The sequence below is a fragment of the Variovorax sp. genome, assembly GCF_965279555.1.
GTDB lineage: Bacteria > Pseudomonadota > Gammaproteobacteria > Burkholderiales > Burkholderiaceae_C > Variovorax.
The window spans coordinates 5,321,624-5,338,370 of the sequence record NZ_OZ257247.1 but is presented as its reverse complement, the minus strand read 5'-3'; the positions used below and the strand labels follow the sequence as shown (position 1 = coordinate 5,338,370).

Here is a 16,747-nt window from a genome sequence, read left to right as displayed (position 1 = left end):
GCGCGCTCAGTTCACCAGCCAGAGCCCCACGCCCAGCAGGGCCGCGTGCGCGCCCAGCGCGATGTACAGCGGCCTGCGAGAGGGCGTCGCCATATCCTGCAGCGTCTCGTTGATGCGGCGCGTGAGCAGTGCGCGCAGCGCGGGGTCTTCACCCGCGGCAGGCGCGCCATGCTCGGCGCGGCTCTGCTGCCATTCGGCCAGCATCTCGCTCATCGGCAGTCGGTTCAGCACGAAGGACACCACGGAGCGCACCGCCCTGCCCTCGCCCAGCACCGGCGCGAGCTGCTTGCTCAAGGCGTCGACCGACAGCCAGTCGGCCGCGCGATGCAAGGCCCCCTGCGTGCGCGGCATCGCCTCGATGCGGCCGGCAATGGCACCGGCCAGCCGCTGCGACACGGCCTCCCCGCGCGCCGCAACCAGATGCTGCATCGCACGCGCGCGCCCCTGGTGCACGCCCAGCATCACGTAGACGACCACGAACAGCAGCAGCAACAGCGCCACCAGCAGCGGCGGCGAGGTGATGAGCGCCACCAGCGCGCCGACGCCGCCGGCACGCGCGGCCACGTTGCCCGGCCCTTGCAGCTGGCTCAGATAGAAGAAGAAAACGCCGCCGCCCAGCACGACGCCAAGCAGGCCGCCCTTGATGACGGAGCCGGCAAAGGACAGGCCGGCCTTGGCACCGGTGCGCACGAGAGACTGCTGGCCGACGGGATCAGATGACATGAAAGGCTCCTCCGTAGTTTTGCCGCGGATGATGCCATTGCCCCCGCCCCGCCCCCCGCCCTCGCGCTACTCGTTGTCGTTGTACCCGCTGGCCCCCATCAGCGCCGACAGGCGCCCGGCGATGTTGCCCACGATGCCGCGCACCTGCACCGCGTCCGGCGCCGATTTCTGGTCGATGCGCTCGATGTACGGCACGTTGATGGACGCGATGACATGGTCGGCCGCACCCATCACCGGGAATGCGATGTTGGTGATGCCGCGCGTCTGCTTGCTCGGCATGGCCGAGTAGCCGCGCTCGCGCACGTCCTGCAGGATGGCGAAGAGCTCGCCCGGGTCCATCTCCAGCTCGCCTTCCACGCCGATGTGGGCGCGCAGCATGCGGGCGCGGTCGATCTCGTCGCGAAACGCCAGCAGCACGTGGCCCGAGGAGGTGTCCGTCAGCCCCATCACCACGCCCACCTTGAGCCCGAAGGACCAGCGCTCGGGGCTTTCGACCTGCGCGATGACCACCACGCGCCCGCCCTGGTACATGGCCAGGTGGCACGACTGGCGCGCCCGGTTGGCCAGCTCGCGCAGCAGCGGCAGCGCCACGCTGACCAGGCTCTTGAGCGGCTGCTGGCGGTGCGCCAGCTCGAACATGCGCAGCGTGAGCGTGTAGCGGTCGTTCTCGTCGACCTGCACGAAGCCGCGCCGCTGCAGGGTCACCGCCATGCGGAAGATCTCGCTGACCTTGCGCCCGACCTTCTGCGCCAGTTCGTTGAGCGTGTAGCCGGAGACGCTGTCGGCCAGCGCCTCCAGGATGTCCAGCCCCTTCTCCAGGGCCGGCGCGGCGTAGCGCAGCGCGCCCTCGCCTTCCGGCGCGGCCTCTTCGTGGCCTTCCTGGCCCTGTTGTTCTTCCGGCGCTGGTGCTGCTTGCTTCATCGTTCCCCGTTCAGTTCGACCATCCACCGTCGATCATATGGATGGCGCCGGTCGTGAAGCCCGACTCGTCGGAAGCCAGGTACACCACCAGTGCGGCGATTTCCTCGGGCTTGCCGACGCGCCCCAGCGGCTGGCGCGCCACGAAGGCGGCGCGCACCGCGGCCTCGTCGGTGCCGGCCTGCTGGGCCTGTGCCGAGATGCGGTCGCGCAGCGAGGGCGACTCCACCGTGCCCGGGCAGATCGCGTTGCAGCGCACGCCCTGCTGGATGAAGTCGGCCGCCACCGCCTTGGTCAGCCCGATGACGGCGGCCTTCGAGGCGCCGTACACGAACCGGTTGGGCACGCCCTTCACGCTCGACGCGGCCGAGGCCATGTTGATGATCGAGCCGCCGCGCTCCAGCATTGCCGGCAGGAAGGCGCGGATGGTGCGGTACATGGACTTCGCGTTGAGGTCCATGCTGAAGTCCCAGTCGGCCTCTTCGCAGGCCAGGATGTTGCCGCTGTGCACGAAGCCGGCGCAGTTGAAGAGCACGTCCAGCCGCCCCGTTGTCTGCGCGAAGGCTTGCACCGCGGCGTTGTCGCGCACGTTGAGCGTGGCGGTCTTCAGGCCCGCCAGGCCTTCTTCGCGGGCCAGCGCGGCGAGTTCGGCCAGCGCGGCTTCGTCCACGTCGGTGGCCCACACGGTGCCGCCTTCGCGCGCCAGCGCCAGCGCACTGGCCCGGCCGATGCCCTTGCCGGCGGCGGTGACGAGGATGTTCTTTCCTTGAACGCGAGAAGTCATTTGGCGATGTCCTTGAGTGATGGTTGCCACACATGTGAAATACAAATTTCACTGATGAAATCAAATATACGCGACTGGCAAGCCCCCGCGCCCCCTCAAAAACCCGTGCCGGACCGCCCAATCATCGGTAGATACCCTCGAATAGGCGCAAACCCCAGCATCCTGGCAAACCCCTGCTGCTAACCTCATTCATGAAAAGTAGTTTTATCTAAGAAAACGAGACATACCCATGGCCCACGCCTCCGACGCCCCGGCTACTTCGCTGCTCCCCCGCCTGCAAGCCTGCTACACGGGCATCCTCCACGACGTGATGCGCGCCGCGGGCCTGCGCGACTTCACGCTGCCGCCCACGCTGCGCCCGCTGATCGCCGGCCAGAAGATGTGCGGGCCGGCCTTCACGGTGAATGGCCGCGTCGACCCCACGGCCGATCCGCACGAGACGCTGATGGCGTGGACCGGGTTTCTCTCGCGCGCCAAGCCGGGCCACGTCGCCGTGATCCAGCCGAACGACTCGACCGTCTCGCACATGGGCGAGCTCTCGGCCGAGACGCTGGGCCGCAAGGGCGTGCTGGGCGTGATTGCCGACGGCGGCGTGCGCGACGCCGAATTCATCCTGCAACAGGGCTTCCAGGTGTGGCACCGCTACTTCACGCCCCGCGACATCGTCGGCTACTGGCTGCCCGACGCGATGGACGTGCCGGTGCGCATCGGCGATGTCACGGTGAACCCCGGCGACCTGCTGCTGGCCGACACCGACGGCGTGATCTGCCTGCCGCTTGCGCAGGCCGAGGCCATCATCACCGAGGCCGAGCACATGATGGGCCGCGAGAACCTCGTGCGCACCGCCATCCTCGCGGGCACCGACCCGCAAGAGGCCTACCTGAAGTACCGCAAGTTCTGAGCGACGGATGCCGAACCCGCCATCCATCGAGGCCCGGCTGGTGCTGCTCTCGCCCGGCGACAACTGCGTGATCGCCTGCACCCACCTCGCCGCCGGCACCGCCGTGCAACTCGAGGGCGGCGCCGTCGTGCTGGCCAGGGACATCGGCCTGGGCCACAAGCTCGCGCGCCATGCCATTGCCGCCGGCGAGAAAGTGCTGAAGTACGGCGCCGTCATCGGCAGCCTGCACGCGCCGGTGGCGGCCGGCGAGCACATCCACACGCACAACCTCGACAGCGACTACACGCCGACCTACACGCTGGACGAGGGCAAGACCTTCGTCGGCCACGCCTGAGGCGCCCTCCCCGCATGAACGCTCCCAATCTCCAGATCCGCGGCTTCCCGCGCGCCGACGGCCGCAAGGGCATCCGCAACGTCGTGGTCGTGGCCTACCTGGTCGAGTGCGCGCATCACGTGGCGCGCGAGATCACGCTCAACTTCCGCCAGCAGGACGGCGAATCGGAAGTGCATCTCGTCGGCTTCCCCGGCTGCTATCCGAACGAGTACGCCGAACGCATGATGGAAGCGATTGCCACGCACCCCAACGTGGGCGCGGCGCTGCTGATCTCGCTGGGCTGCGAGAGCATGAACAAGCGCAAGCTGGAAGAAGCGGTCGCCGCCTCGGGCCGGCCGGTGCACACGCTCACGATCCAGCAGGAGGGCGGCACCCGCAGCACCACCCGCGAAGGCACGCAGTGGGTGCAGTGGGCATTGGCCGAACTCGCGCAGCAGCAGCGCGTGCCGATGGACCCGAGCGAGCTCGTGGTGGGCACCATCTGCGGCGGCTCCGACGGCACCAGCGGCATTACCGCCAACCCGGCCGTGGGCCGCGCCTTCGACCTGCTGATCGCGCAGGACGCGCGCTGCATCTTCGAGGAAACCGGCGAGCTGATCGGCTGCGAGTTCCACATGCAGCGGCGCGCCGCCACGCCGGAACTCGGCCAGGCCATCGTCGAATGCGTGAACAAGGCCGCGCGCTACTACAGCACCATGGGCCACGGCAGCTTCGCCCCGGGCAACGCCGACGGCGGGCTCTCGACCATCGAGGAGAAGTCGCTGGGCGCGTATGCCAAGAGCGGCGCCTCGCCGATCAACGGCATCGTCAAGCCCGGCGACGTGCCGCCGCAGGGTGGTCTCTACCTGCTGGACGTGGTGCCTGACGGCGAGCCGCGCTTCGGCTTTCCGAACATCAGCGACAACGCGGAGATCGTCGAGCTCATCGCCTGCGGCGCGCACGTGATCCTGTTCACCACGGGGCGCGGCTCGGTGGTGGGCTCGGCGGTGTCGCCGGTCATCAAGGTCTGCGCGAATCCCGACACCTACCGCCGGCTGCACGAAGACATGGACGTCGACGCCGGCCGCATCCTCGAAGGACGCGGCACGCTGCAGGAAGTGGGCGAGGAGATCTTCGACGCGGTGCGCCGCGTGGCCGATGGCACCGCCACCAAGTCCGAAGCGCTGGGGCACCGCGAATTCATCCTGACCTACAAGGCCTTCGAGCCGCTCGGGCCTTCGTGCCTGCCGCTCGCGCGCGCCGCGTAGCCGCACCTTTTCCTTCCTGTCTTCATTGGACTTCCGGAGCCCGACGCATTGAGCTACCAGTTCGACTTCATGCCCGTGCTCGAGCAGTGGCCGCTGCTGCTCGAAGGCGCGTGGACGACCGTGCAGCTGTCCTTCCTGGCCACTGTGCTGGGCTTCGCGCTGGGCACCGTCTGCGCGCTGGGCCGCAACAGCCGGCATGGCTGGCTGCGTGGCCTGGCGGGCGGCTACGTGGAGGCGATCCGCAACACGCCGCTGCTGATCCAGAGCTACTTCCTGATCTTCGGCCTGTCGAGCGCGGGCGTGACGATGCCGATCATGGTGGGCGCGGTGCTCGCGCTGGTGGTGAACATCGGCGCGTACAGCTGCGAGATCATCCGCGCTGGCATCGAGTCGATCCACAAGGGCCAGCTCGAGGCGGCCGAGTGCCTGGGGCTTTCGAAGCTGCAGGTGTTCTGGCACGTGATCCTGCGCCCGGCGGTGGAGCGCGTGTACCCGGCGCTCGCCAGCCAGTTCGTGCTGCTGATGCTGGCCTCCAGCATCATGTCGTCGATCGGCGCGGAAGAGCTCTTCGGCGTGGCCAATCGCATCCAGTCGGACACCTTCCGCAACTTCGAGATCTTCATCGTGCTGTGGGTGGTGTACCTGGCGCTGTCCTACGCCATGCGCCTGGGCTTCTGGCTGCTCGGCATGATCGTGTTCCCGCGCCGGCGCAAGCTCGGCACGCCGCTGTGAAGAAGAGGCCCGCGCCATGACTTTCATGCCGGCCGAGCACTTCGGCTTTCTCCTGATGGGTGCGTGGGGCACGCTGCAGCTCTCGGCGCTGGCCTTCGTCGGCGGCGGGCTGATCGGGCTCGCGGTGGCGCTGGCGCGCGTGTCGCCGGTGAAGGCGGTGCGCGTGGCGGCCGCGGGCTACATCCAGGTGATCCAGGGCACGCCGCTGCTGGTGCTGATGGGCGTGTGCTTCTTCGGGCCCAACATCGCGGGCATCGGCTCGGTACCCGCGCTGGCGGCGGCGGCGCTGGCCATCACCGTCTACGCCAGCGCCTTCCTTGGCGAAATCTGGCGCGGCTGCATCCAGGCCGTACCGCGCAGCCAGTGGGAAGCTGCCGAATGCCTGGCGCTCACGCGGATCGAGCGCATGCGCCGCGTGATCCTGCCGCAGGCGCTGCGCATCGCGACGCCGCCCACGGTGGGCTTCCTGGTGCAGATCATCAAGAACACGTCGATCGCGTCGCTGGTGGTCGGCTATGCCGAGCTTTCCTACAACGCCAAAGTGCTGAACAACTCGACCTTCCAGCCCTTCCTGTATTTCGGGTGCGCGGTGGTTCTGTATTTCATTCTTTGCTACCCGCTCTCGCGATGGAGTCGCGCCCTTGAAAGGAAGCTCAATGCAGCCCGTGGTTGAACTCAACGACGTCCACAAGCACTTCGGCAAGCTGCACGTGCTCAAGGGCGTGTCGTTCTCGGTCCAGCGCGGGCAGGTGGTGGCGATCATCGGCCAGAGCGGCTCGGGCAAGAGCACGGCGCTGCGCTGCATCGACCGGCTGGAGACCATCGGCAGCGGCACCATCCAGTGCTGCGGCCACGCGGTGCACGACCCGGCCCTGAACCTGCGCGCGCTGCGCAAGGACGTGGGCATCGTGTTCCAGAGCTACAACCTGTTCCCGCATCTCACGGTCAAGCAGAACATCACGCTCGCGCCGCAGTCGGTGAAGAAGATGAGCGCCTCGGAAGCCGGCGCCATCGCGATGGAAGTGCTCGAGCGCGTGGGCCTGGCCGAGAAGGCCGACGCCTACCCCGAGCAGCTCTCCGGCGGCCAGCAGCAGCGCGTGGCCATCGCGCGCTCGCTCGCGATGAAGCCGCAGCTCATGCTTTTCGACGAAGTCACTTCCGCGCTCGACCCGCAGCTCACCGGCGAAGTGCTCAAGGTGATGGAGAAGCTCGCCTCCGAAGGCATGACCATGATCCTCGTCACGCACGAGATGGCCTTTGCGCGCGGCGTGGCCGACAAGGTCATCTACATGCACCAGGGGCTGGTGTGGGAAGAGGGCGACGCCAGCATCCTCGGCAATCCGCAGACGCCCGAACTGCGCCAGTTCATCGGCACCGGCCTCTGAGCCGCGCGCCACCGGCACCCGCTTTCGTTCACAACTCCAGGAGACCATCGATGACCCGCTCTTTCTTCGCCCGGCGCCGCGGCGCACTGCTTTCCGCGCTCGCCCTGGCCCTGCCGCTCGCCTTCGCGGGCGCGGCGCATGCCGACCAGCTCGACACCATCACGGCCGCCAAGAAGATCCGCGTGGCCATCGACCTGGCCGTGCCGCCCTACGGCATGAAGGACGAGAAGCTCAACGCCACCGGCTCCGATGTGGAAACCGCGCGCCTGCTGGCCAAGAGCCTGGGCCTCGAACTCGAGATCGTGCCGACCACCGGCGCCAACCGCATTCCGTTCCTGCAGACCGACAAGGCGGACATCGTGATCTCCAGCATGTCGGTCACGCCCGAGCGCGAGAAGGTGGTCGACTTCTCGGTGCCCTACGCCGCCATCCTGGTCGTCGTGGGGGCGCCCAAGAGCATGAGCATCACAGGCCCGGCCGACCTCGCGGGCAAGAAAGTGATTGCCACGCGCGGCACCACCAACGACCAGGAAGTGACGAAGATCCTGCCGGCCGGCGCGCAGATCGTTCGCTTCGACGACGACGCCACCTCCATCACCGCCGTGGTGAGCGGGCAGGCCGACATCTTCGCGACCGCGCCGCCGCTGCTGAAGACCATCAACGAGAAGAACCCGGCCAAGCAGATGGAGCCGAAGTTCACCATGAAGGTCAACATGATGGCCATCGGCATGCGCAAGAACGAACCGCGCCTGAAGGCCAGGCTCGACGAGTTCGTGAAGGCGCAGCTCAAGAGCGGCGAGCTCAACACCATCTACAAGAAGTTCCACGGCGCCGACCTGCCGGCCGACGTGACGCGCAACGCAGGCTGATCGCGATGGCGAAGATCGACCAGGTCGAGATCGCGCAGATCGACATCGCGCCCAAGGTCAAGCGCACCGACGCCATCCAGTCCTTCGTGACGCAGGAAACCGTGATGGTCACGGTGCGCTGCGACGACGGCTCGTCGGGCACCGGCTACACGTACACCATCGGCACGGGCGGCTCGTCCATCGTGGCGCTGCTGAACGACCACCTCGCGCCGCGCCTGATCGGGCGCGACCCGCAGCAGTACGAGGCCATCTGGCGCGACCTGTTCTTCCACACGCACGCGACCGCCGTGGGCGCGATCACCAGCCTTTCGCTGGCGGCCATCGACACCGCGCTGTGGGACCGCAACGCGCGTGCGGCGGGCCTGCCTCTTTGGCGACTGGCGGGCGGGGCGCAGCAGCGCGTGCCGGTCTACACCACCGAGGGCGGCTGGCTGCACATCGAACCCGCGCGGCTGGTGGAGCAGACGCTCGCGGCCAAGGCCGATGGCTTTCTGGGCGCGAAGATCAAGGTCGGCAAGCCGCATGTGGCGCAGGACATCGCGCGCCTGTCGGCCGTGCGCGAAGCGGTCGGCGCGGACTTCGAGCTGATGGTGGACGCCAACCAGAGCTTCACCGTGGCCGAGGCCATCCGCCGTGCACGCCAATATGCGCCGCTCGACCTTGCGTGGTTCGAGGAGCCGATGCCGGCCGAGCATGTGCGCGCGCATGCGCAGCTGCTGGCCAGCACCTCGGTGCCGATCGCGGTGGGCGAGTCGATGTACCACCCTTCGCAGTTCGCCGAATACATCCAGCAGGGCGCCTGCTCGATCGTGCAGGCCGACGTGGCGCGGGTGGGCGGCATCACGCCCTGGCTGAAGATCGCGCACCTCGCGGAGGCGCACAACATCGCGATGTGCCCGCACTTCCTGATGGAGCTGCACGTGAGCCTGTGCGCCGCCGTACCGAATGCACGCTGGGTGGAATACATCCCGCAGCTCGACGACCTGACGACAAGCCGCCTGCGCATCGAGGGCGGGCATGCGGTGGCGCCGGAAACGCCCGGGCTGGGCATCGAGTGGGACGCCGACCAGCTGAAGGCGCGGCGCAAGTTCACGCCGCTGGTGCTGCGCGGCTGAGCCGGCCGGTCAGTCGGCTTCGATCAGGCTGCGCAGCGACTGCAGGTCGCGCGCGATCCACTGCGCATCGCGCTCGAAGGCCGCATCGTCCATGTGCGGCTGGCGCAGCAGCGTGAACTGCAGCTCGCAGGCGTCGGGCCCGACGCCGATGACGCGAAAGGGCAGGTAGACCTCGGGCACGCCTTCGGGCGCGACCCAGTGGTCGAGCACGCCGAAGTCGTTGCGCGGCGCGAAGCGCATGCGGGCGTCGCCGCTCTCGGGCGTGCGCACGATCCAGTGGTCGCCGTGCGGCACCAGCGCGCTCCTGGCCAGGCCGCTGGCCCAGTCGGGCAGGCGCTTAGGGTCGGCCGCCAGCACGTAGGCGCGGCGCCATTCGCAGGCCACGCGCTGCGTGATGACGCGGGACTGGACGGCAGCACTGCCTTCATTCGTCGTCGATTTCATCGAAGTCGCTCCTGAGTACCTTGGACACGACGGCGCCCGAAAAACCGCGCGCCATCAGGAATCGCATCTGCTTCGCCCGTTCCTTCGCGTCGGCGGGCGGGGCGTCGAAGCGGCGGCGCCAGAGGGCGGTGGCGCGCTCCACTTCGGTTTCCTGCAGGCTGGCCACCGCTTCGGCGATGGCTTCGGGCGCGATGCCCTTGGCCTGCAGTTCCTGCTTCACCCGCAGCGCGCCCGAGCGGGCCGCGCGCTGGTTGAGCACCGAGGCCACCACGCGCGGCTCGCTGATGAAGTCCTTGGCGGCCAGCTCGTCGAGCGCCTTGGCCAGCGTGCCGGGCTCTTCTTCATGCTTTGCCAGCTTGCGCTCCAGCTCCAAGCGCGAATGCTCGCGCTGGCTCAGCAGGCGCAGTGCGCGGCCTTTGAGGGACGGGGCGTCGAATGCCATGCGGGATCGCTCGCGCGGCCCCGGCAGGGGGGCCGCGTTCCGGGGCTTACTCGCCCTTGTCCGCCTTTTCGGCCTTGGCGGCCTTCTGCGGCTTCTCGGGCGTGGAGCCGGCGTCGGCTGCCAGCAGCGGAATGCCCAGCGACTCGCGCACCTTGTTCTCGATCTCGCGCGACAGCTCGGGGTTCTCGCGCAGGAATTCGCGGGCGTTGTCGCGGCCCTGGCCGATCTTCTCGCCGTTGTAGGCGTACCAGGCACCCGACTTGTCGACGATCTTGGCGGTCACGCCCATGTCGATGATCTCGCCCTCGCGGCTGATGCCTTCGCCGAACAGGATGTCGAACTCCGCCGTCTTGAACGGGGGCGAGACCTTGTTCTTCACCACCTTCACCTTGGTTTCGTTGCCGATGGCCTCGTCGCCCTTCTTGATGGTGCCGATGCGGCGGATGTCCAGGCGCACCGAGGCGTAGAACTTCAGCGCGTTGCCGCCGGTGGTGGTTTCGGGCGAACCGAACATCACGCCGATCTTCATGCGGATCTGGTTGATGAAGATGACCATGCAGTTGGTCTTCTTGATGGTGGCGGTGAGCTTGCGCAGCGCCTGGCTCATCAGGCGGGCCTGCAGGCCGGGCAGCGAGTCGCCCATTTCGCCTTCGATTTCGGCCTTGGGCGTGAGCGCGGCGACCGAGTCGACCACGATCAGGTCGACGGCGCCCGAGCGCACCAGCGAATCGACGATTTCGAGGGCCTGCTCGCCGGTGTCGGGCTGGCTGATCAGCAGGTCGGACAGGTTCACGCCGAGCTTCTGGGCGTATTGCACGTCGAGGGCGTGTTCGGCGTCGACGAAGGCGCAGGTGCCGGCCTGCTTCTGCATGGCGGCGATGACCTGCAGCGTGAGCGTGGTCTTGCCCGAGGATTCAGGGCCGTAGATTTCGATGACGCGGCCGCGCGGCAGGCCGCCGACGCCCAGCGCGATGTCCAGGCCCAGCGAGCCGGTGGAGACCACCTGGATGTCTTCCAGTGCCTCGCCTTCGCCGAGCCGCATGATCGTGCCCTTGCCGAACTGCTTTTCGATCTGGGCCAGCGCGGCTTGCAGGGCCTTGGCCTTTTCACTGTTGGCGACCGAGATGCTTGCGCCCTTGACGACTGCGTCCATGTGGAAACTCCTTGAAAATCAACGGTTTGTGTCTGGTTTCACCCATCTGCTTTTAACCACAGGCTGGATGCTTGAACAGTAGTGTAGGGGCTGATGCCGCTGCGTAAACCTGTTTTTTGGTCAGTTTGCTTTACCATTTGGCGCATGACCGAAGCCGCTTTTCCGACCGATCCCGACGCCTGGCGGCAGACCCACCTGGGCCGCCTGCTGGGCCATGCCATGCGCCGCTTCGACGAGCGCGTGCTGGAACTGATGGCGCACGACGTCGACGTGCCGCTGGCGTTGTCGAACCTCGCGGCGCGCGCGCAGGTGAGCGCGGCGCACATCCACATCACCCGGCACCTGGCGCGCGAGGGCTCGCGCCTCACCGAGCTGGCCGGGCGCGCCGGCATGACCAAGCAGGCGATGGGCGCGCTGGTCGACCAGTGCGAGGCCTGGGGCCTGGTCACGCGCGGCCCTGATCCGCTCGACGCGCGGGCCCGGCGCGTGCTGTTCACGGCCGACGGGCTGGCCTGGCTCGACGCCTTCCACGGCGCGGTGACGCAGGCCGAACGCGAGTTCCGCAGCAGCGTGGGCAATGACATCGCCACCGTGGTAACCATCGGACTGGAAGCCTATACAGCGGGCTAGACTTCGAGGCAGAGACAAATGTGAACGGCGCCGGCGGGGCGCCCGACACCCCAAACAGGCCGGAGGTGGCGCATATGCGGATTCTGATTGCCGAAGACGACCAGGTGCTGGCAGATGCCCTGTTGCGCAGCCTGCGCACCTCGGGCGCGGCGGTCGACCACGTGGCCAACGGCTCGCAGGCCGACACCGCGCTCATGACCCATGACGAATTCGACCTGCTGATCCTCGACCTCGGGCTGCCCAGCCTGCACGGCATCGAGATCCTCAAGCGCCTGCGCGCGCGCGGATCGCAACTGCCGGTGCTGGTGCTCACGGCCGCCGACAGCGTGGAAGAGCGCGTCAAGGGCCTGGACAACGGCGCCGACGACTACATGGCCAAGCCCTTTAGCCTGCAGGAACTCGAGGCGCGCGTGCGCGCCCTCACGCGGCGCGGCATGGGCACCACCAGCAACGCGATCCGCCACGGCCCGCTGGTGTACGACCAGGCCGGCCGCGTGGCGACCATCGACGGCAAGATGATCGAGCTGTCGGCGCGCGAACTCGGCCTGCTCGAAGTGCTGCTGCAGCGCGCCGGCCGGCTGGTGAGCAAGGACCAGCTGGTCGACCGCCTCTGCGAATGGGGCGAGGAGGTGAGCCTGAACGCGATCGAGGTGTACATCCACCGGCTGCGCAAGAAGATCGAGAAGGGGCCGGTGCGCATTGCCACGGTGCGCGGGCTGGGTTACTGCCTCGAGAAGATCCCGAACTGAGCCCCGGCCCGTCACTCGTGCAGCGGGCCTACGGCTGCTTGCGCAGGCTGGCGGCGATCGACGAACCGTCCCCTGCCCTGGAATGCACGAGGAATGCGATGCTGCGGAAATAGCCGTTGCTCGCGAAGTTGCCGGCCGGCACAAAGGTGATGGCCGCCGGGCCTTGAAAGCCCAGGGCACTGTCGAACTTGCAGGCGTCGCGCGCCGTGGTTGCGGCATTGACTGCTGTCACCCGAAAGCCGTAGGCGTTCTTGGCCGTGGCGGGCTGCGCCAGCGTCAGCGTGCCCGAGATCTTGCACACACCGACCTGTGCACCGCTCATCGTGCCTGTGTAGGCCCCCGTCGCATCAACCTCGATGGCAATGGCAATGCCGAAGCTGGTGTCGGTGTTGGCCCACTTGCCAATCACACTGTCCTGGCCGACCGCGAGCGCATTGGCCACGTTGTAGGTGAACGGGCCGAACGCCGAAGGCGAGCGCCCGCCATAGGCATAGGTACCGTCCATGGACACCTTTTGCGAGAAGGTGCCCGACCCCGTCACCGGGGACCGGTCAGTGAAGTAGTAATTGGTATCCGCACCGAAGACCCAATTGATGCCCGTGACCAGAATCGATCCGTCGAGTGTGCCGACCACAAACTTGCTGGCGATTTTGCCGTCGGCGCCGACGTAGGTGTAGCCAAACATCGCTTCATAGAGGCCTTCGCTGCCGTTGCCCACTGCGGCGATCGACCCGGCCTGGGGTGCGCTCAACGATGGCAGCGGCTCGCTGCCCGGAACTGGATCGCGATTCGGCCCGGGGGCAGGCGCGGGCGCCGGGGCCGGTGATGGCGCGGGGGGCGGCGAGGAAGACGGCAGCACCGGCAACAACGGCATCCCGCCACCGCCCCCACTACTCCCACCACCGCACGCAGTAACTCCCACCCCCGCGGCCAACACGGTCGCGACGATCCAGAGCGGCTGAGGGCAGCCGCCCAATGACTTGTTTTCCATGACTCTCCCTGAGATTTTTCGAATTGCAGAAACTGCGTGCAGAGACTACAACCGTGAACCGCGCAAATTTCCGCGACACGCCTTGCTGCAATGGCACTAAATCACCTTTTCCTGGAATTTCTCGGGCCTCATCAGGAACTTCACTCTTGAAATTGTTCCAGCGCGCGCAGCGCTCCCTGTTCGGCGAGATCCTCGACTGGATGCTCACGCCGCTGCTGCTGCTGGTGCCGGTGAGCATCGGCGTCACCTGGCTGGTGGCGCAGGGCATTGCCAACGCGCCCTTCGATCGCGCGCTCGAGCACAACGTGAAGGCGCTGGCCGAGCTGGTGACGGTGAAGGAAGGGCACACGCAGTTCGTGCTCTCGCAGTCGGCGCGCGAGATCCTGCGGGCCGACGACGCCGGCCACGTCTACTACCAGTTGCTCGACGGCCACGGCACGCTGCTGAGCGGCGAGCGCGACATTCCCCAGCCCGGCCTCGACGAGCCGCTGCCGCCCAACCAGGTGTTCCTGCACAACAGCGACGTGCACGGCCAGCCGGTTCGCGTGGCCTCGATGTGGCTGGCCAGCGGCAGCGACGACGTGCCGTCCTCGCTGCTGCAGCTGGCCGAGACGCGCGAGAAGCAGTCGGTGCTGGCGGCCGAGATCATCAAGGGCGTGCTGCTGCCGCAGTTCGCGATCCTGCCGCTGGCGGTGCTGCTGATCTGGCTGGCGCTGGTGCGCGGCATCAAGCCGCTGTCGGTGGTGGAGGCGCGCATCCGCGAACGGCGCCCCGGTGACCTGAGCCCGCTGGACGAATCGTCGGTGCCGCTCGAGGTGGTGCCGCTGGTGTCTTCGGTGAACGAGCTGCTGGACAAGCTCAACGACTCGATCGGCACGCAGAAGCGCTTCCTGGCCGACGCGGCGCACCAGCTGAAAACACCGCTGGCGGGCCTGCGCATGCAGGCAGACCTGGCGCAGCGCGAAGGCGCCAACGCCGACGAGCTGAAGCAGTCGCTCAAGCAGATCGGCCGCGCCAGCAAACGCGCCACGCACACAGTGAACCAGCTGTTGTCGCTGGCGCGCGCCGAAGGCAACAGCGCCAACGTTCATCACCAGCCCTGCGACCTGGCGCGGCTCACCATCGAGGTGGTGCGCGAGGCGGTGCCGCGCGCCATCGAGAAGCGCATCGACCTGGGCTACGACGGCGCCGAGGCGGGTGCGCCCGGCGTGATGTTCGACGGCAACCAGACGCTGCTGAAGGAGCTGGTGCGCAACCTCGTCGACAACGCGCTGAACTACACGCCCTCGACGCCGGAGCGCCCGGGCCTGATCACCGTGCGCGTGCTGGCGGACCCCTTCGGCCATGTGCTGCTGCTGCAGGTGGAGGACAACGGCCCCGGCATCGCCGAGGCCGACCGCGAGCTGGTGTTCGAGCCTTTCTACCGGGTGCTCGGCAACGAGGCCGATGGCTCCGGGCTGGGGCTGCCGATCGTGCGCGAGATCGCGAACCAGCACCGCGCGCAGGTGAAGCTGGAGGACGCGCATCCCGGCAAGCATCCGCCGGGGGCGCTCTTCACGGTGCGCTTCGAGGCCGAGGCGCCTGTCTGAGCCTGGTCAGGGGGAGGGCGTGGGCGCGGCAGCTGCGGGTGCCGGGGTCGGAGCCGGCGCAGCAGGCTTGGCGTCGTTGCGGATCTGCAGCCACTCGGGCCGGATCTGCCGCGCGAGACGCTGCGGCTCGCGCTCGTTGAGCCCCGCCGGCGCCAGGCCGAAGCCGGCGAGATCGCCGCGCGCCCAGAGGAAGTAGCCGGCGTTGGCCAGCAACAGGACGACGAACAGAAGACGCAGCTTCATGCGGATCGGCCGGTCAGAACGCCATGCCGCGAGGGCGCACGCTCACTTCGTCGCTCGAGATCAGCTGCAGCCCGGCGTCGGTGCGCACCTGCAGCTCGCCGCCCCAGGCCACGCCTTCGCACAGGCCGGCGGTGCCGTCGCTGAGCGCCACTTCACGGCCGCGCAGCACGTCGCGCGCGGCGAAGCGTTCGGCGAAGGGCGCGAAGCCGCGCGCCTCGAAATCCAGCACGGCCTGCACGAGCGGTGGGGCCAGCTCGCCCAGCACTTCGGGTGCACCGGCATCGGGGCGCCACTGGCGCAGCCAGGCCGGCGGCGTGCGCATGCCGTCGGCATCGCGCGCGCCGATGTTCAGGCCGATGCCGATCACGAGGTAGCGCGACGCATCGGGCCGGCCGCTGGACGGCAGCGCGGTCTCGATCAGGATGCCGGCCAGCTTGCTGTCGTTGACCCACACGTCGTTGGGCCACTTGAGGCCGACCTTGTGCGCGCCCGAGGGGTCGAGGCTCTCGGCCACGCTGACACCCACTGCCAGCGACAGGCCCGACCAGTCGGCGGGCGCCAGCGGCAGGCCCAGCGAGAACAGCAGGGAGGCCGATGCTTCCTGCCTCGGCGCGCTCTGCCAGGGCCGGCCCAGCCGGCCGCGCCCGGCGGTCTGGTGCTCGGCCACGAGCAGCACGGGCTCGACACGGCCGGCGCGCGCGCGGCGCATGAGCTCGGTGTTGGTGGAATCGATCTCGGCCACGGCCTCGACGGTGAAGCCGGGCAGCAGCGGGGCGACCGCCGCGGCGATCCGGTCTTCGAACCAGTCGGCGGTGGTGCTGCTCATGTTCAGTCTTTCTCGGACTTGTCTTTCTTGACGGATTTTTTCTCCGCCTTGCCAGACTTGGCTTCCGACTTCTTTTCGGCCTTCTTGCCGGCTTTCTTTTCGGCTTCTTTCTTCTCGGCCTCTTTTTTCTCGGCCTTCTTCTTTTCAGCCTTCTTTTTGTCTTTCTTCTTCTTTTTCTTTTCTTCGTCCTCATCCTTGGGCGTCAGCAGCGTGCCGCGGCACTGCTCGGAGCCGCACCAGCAAGGAAATTCGGACAGGAGCTTCGGCGTGTACGGCTCGTCGATGATCAGGCCGTAGTCGTAATTGAGCTCTTCGCCTGCAGCGATGTTGCGCAGCGCCTTGATATAAACGCGCCCATCGACCTCGTCCGCCTCGCAGTTCGGCTCGCACGAGTGGTTGATCCAGCGCGCGTCGTTGCCCTTGACGTTGCCGTCGATCACACGCCCGTCGTCGATGTGGAAGTAGAAGGTGTGGTTGGGCTGGGCCGGGTCGTGCGGATGGCGGCGCAGCGCTTCCTTCCAGCTGATGATCTCGCCCTTGTATTCGATCAGCGTTTCGCCTTCGGCCAGGTCCTGCACGGCGAACACGCCGTTGCCATGGACATCGGAGCGCCGCATCTGGATTCGGCGACCGGCGGAAAGTGGGGTTTTGGAAGGCATCGCCGAAGTCTGT

Annotated in this window: 21 protein-coding genes; 11 read left to right on the top strand and 10 right to left on the bottom strand. The window is 67.8% G+C overall.

The genetic code is table 11. The annotated features are described in order from the left end of the window. Positions 1–6: 6 nt before the first annotated feature. The 3 genes from ACQY8B_RS25045 to ACQY8B_RS25035 all read right to left on the bottom strand — a co-directional run bounded on the left by ACQY8B_RS25045 (position 7) and on the right by ACQY8B_RS25035 (position 2,425). Positions 7–723 (bottom strand): hypothetical protein, encoded by a 717-nt coding sequence (locus tag ACQY8B_RS25045; protein ID WP_422084398.1) that lies wholly within the window; start codon positions 721–723, stop codon positions 7–9. 66 nt (positions 724–789) lie between these two features. Beyond that, a complete protein-coding gene (locus tag ACQY8B_RS25040; RefSeq protein ID WP_422084397.1) occupies positions 790–1,644 on the bottom strand; it encodes an IclR family transcriptional regulator in 855 nt (284 codons plus the stop codon). 10 nt (positions 1,645–1,654) lie between these two features. Further along, positions 1,655–2,425, bottom strand: coding sequence for an SDR family oxidoreductase (locus ACQY8B_RS25035; RefSeq protein WP_081268714.1), 771 nt, complete (start codon positions 2,423–2,425; stop codon positions 1,655–1,657). Between the two features lie 229 nt (positions 2,426–2,654). Between ACQY8B_RS25035 and ACQY8B_RS25030 the strand changes: the two genes are divergently transcribed. The 8 genes from ACQY8B_RS25030 to ACQY8B_RS24995 are packed head-to-tail and all read left to right on the top strand — an operon-like array spanning position 2,655 to position 9,008. Continuing rightward, positions 2,655–3,326, top strand: a complete 672-nt coding sequence (locus ACQY8B_RS25030; RefSeq protein WP_422084396.1) for an RraA family protein — start codon at positions 2,655–2,657, stop codon at positions 3,324–3,326. 7 nt (positions 3,327–3,333) lie between these two features. Further along, positions 3,334–3,660, top strand: coding sequence for a UxaA family hydrolase (locus ACQY8B_RS25025; protein ID WP_422084395.1), 327 nt, complete (start codon positions 3,334–3,336; stop codon positions 3,658–3,660). Between the two features lie 14 nt (positions 3,661–3,674). Beyond that, positions 3,675–4,907: a UxaA family hydrolase gene (locus tag ACQY8B_RS25020; protein WP_422084394.1), complete on the top strand. Its 1,233-nt coding sequence runs from the start codon at positions 3,675–3,677 to the stop codon at positions 4,905–4,907. Positions 4,908–4,955: 48 nt separating this feature from the next. Next, the gene (locus tag ACQY8B_RS25015; RefSeq protein ID WP_422084393.1) at positions 4,956–5,639 is read left to right on the top strand and encodes an amino acid ABC transporter permease; all 684 of its coding nucleotides are present in this window, start codon (positions 4,956–4,958) and stop codon (positions 5,637–5,639) included. Positions 5,640–5,664: 25 nt separating this feature from the next. Beyond that, positions 5,665–6,312, top strand: coding sequence for an amino acid ABC transporter permease (locus ACQY8B_RS25010; protein WP_422089107.1), 648 nt, complete (start codon positions 5,665–5,667; stop codon positions 6,310–6,312). After that, entirely contained in the window at positions 6,296–7,024 is a 729-nt protein-coding gene (locus tag ACQY8B_RS25005; protein ID WP_422084392.1) for an amino acid ABC transporter ATP-binding protein, read from the top strand. Before ACQY8B_RS25010 ends, ACQY8B_RS25005 begins: the two co-directional genes overlap by 17 nt. Before the next feature lie 50 nt (positions 7,025–7,074). Continuing rightward, positions 7,075–7,893, top strand: a complete 819-nt coding sequence (locus ACQY8B_RS25000) for a transporter substrate-binding domain-containing protein (RefSeq protein ID WP_422084391.1) — start codon at positions 7,075–7,077, stop codon at positions 7,891–7,893. Positions 7,894–7,898: 5 nt separating this feature from the next. Continuing rightward, complete coding sequence (locus tag ACQY8B_RS24995; protein ID WP_422084390.1) at positions 7,899–9,008, top strand: mandelate racemase/muconate lactonizing enzyme family protein; 1,110 nt, start codon at positions 7,899–7,901, stop codon at positions 9,006–9,008. Positions 9,009–9,017: 9 nt separating this feature from the next. Here ACQY8B_RS24995 and ACQY8B_RS24990 read toward each other — a convergent pair whose 3' ends face one another. From ACQY8B_RS24990 to recA, 3 genes are read right to left on the bottom strand one after another with little or no spacing between them, the layout of a single operon-like run. Beyond that, positions 9,018–9,452, bottom strand: a complete 435-nt coding sequence (locus ACQY8B_RS24990) for an SRPBCC family protein (protein WP_422084389.1) — start codon at positions 9,450–9,452, stop codon at positions 9,018–9,020. After that, the gene (recX, locus tag ACQY8B_RS24985; protein ID WP_422084388.1) at positions 9,433–9,894 is read right to left on the bottom strand and encodes a recombination regulator RecX; all 462 of its coding nucleotides are present in this window, start codon (positions 9,892–9,894) and stop codon (positions 9,433–9,435) included. The genes ACQY8B_RS24990 and recX overlap by 20 nt, the downstream gene beginning before the upstream one ends. Before the next feature lie 46 nt (positions 9,895–9,940). After that, the gene (gene recA, locus ACQY8B_RS24980) at positions 9,941–11,047 is read right to left on the bottom strand and encodes a recombinase RecA (RefSeq protein WP_081268704.1); all 1,107 of its coding nucleotides are present in this window, start codon (positions 11,045–11,047) and stop codon (positions 9,941–9,943) included. A 144-nt stretch (positions 11,048–11,191) separates the two neighbouring features. Between recA and ACQY8B_RS24975 the strand changes: the two genes are divergently transcribed. Beyond that, positions 11,192–11,677 (top strand): MarR family winged helix-turn-helix transcriptional regulator, encoded by a 486-nt coding sequence (locus ACQY8B_RS24975; protein WP_422084387.1) that lies wholly within the window; start codon positions 11,192–11,194, stop codon positions 11,675–11,677. 74 nt (positions 11,678–11,751) lie between these two features. Further along, positions 11,752–12,426 carry a response regulator gene (locus ACQY8B_RS24970; RefSeq protein ID WP_422084386.1) on the top strand — a complete coding sequence of 225 codons (675 nt, stop codon included), beginning with the start codon at positions 11,752–11,754 and terminating at the stop codon, positions 12,424–12,426. 28 nt (positions 12,427–12,454) lie between these two features. Here ACQY8B_RS24970 and ACQY8B_RS24965 read toward each other — a convergent pair whose 3' ends face one another. Beyond that, entirely contained in the window at positions 12,455–13,177 is a 723-nt protein-coding gene (locus ACQY8B_RS24965; protein WP_422084385.1) for a hypothetical protein, read from the bottom strand. A 386-nt stretch (positions 13,178–13,563) separates the two neighbouring features. Between ACQY8B_RS24965 and ACQY8B_RS24960 the strand changes: the two genes are divergently transcribed. Then, the gene (locus ACQY8B_RS24960; protein ID WP_422084384.1) at positions 13,564–15,006 is read left to right on the top strand and encodes a sensor histidine kinase N-terminal domain-containing protein; all 1,443 of its coding nucleotides are present in this window, start codon (positions 13,564–13,566) and stop codon (positions 15,004–15,006) included. Positions 15,007–15,012: 6 nt separating this feature from the next. On the opposite strand, the gene ACQY8B_RS24955 is transcribed toward ACQY8B_RS24960, so the two are convergent. From ACQY8B_RS24955 to ACQY8B_RS24945, 3 genes are read right to left on the bottom strand one after another with little or no spacing between them, the layout of a single operon-like run. Continuing rightward, positions 15,013–15,249, bottom strand: a complete 237-nt coding sequence (locus ACQY8B_RS24955) for a sporulation protein (RefSeq protein ID WP_422084383.1) — start codon at positions 15,247–15,249, stop codon at positions 15,013–15,015. Positions 15,250–15,262: 13 nt separating this feature from the next. Further along, a complete protein-coding gene (locus ACQY8B_RS24950; RefSeq protein WP_422084382.1) occupies positions 15,263–16,075 on the bottom strand; it encodes a biotin--[acetyl-CoA-carboxylase] ligase in 813 nt (270 codons plus the stop codon). Positions 16,076–16,077: 2 nt separating this feature from the next. Then, positions 16,078–16,734, bottom strand: a complete 657-nt coding sequence (locus tag ACQY8B_RS24945; RefSeq protein ID WP_422084381.1) for an SET domain-containing protein — start codon at positions 16,732–16,734, stop codon at positions 16,078–16,080. Positions 16,735–16,747: the final 13 nt, after the last annotated feature.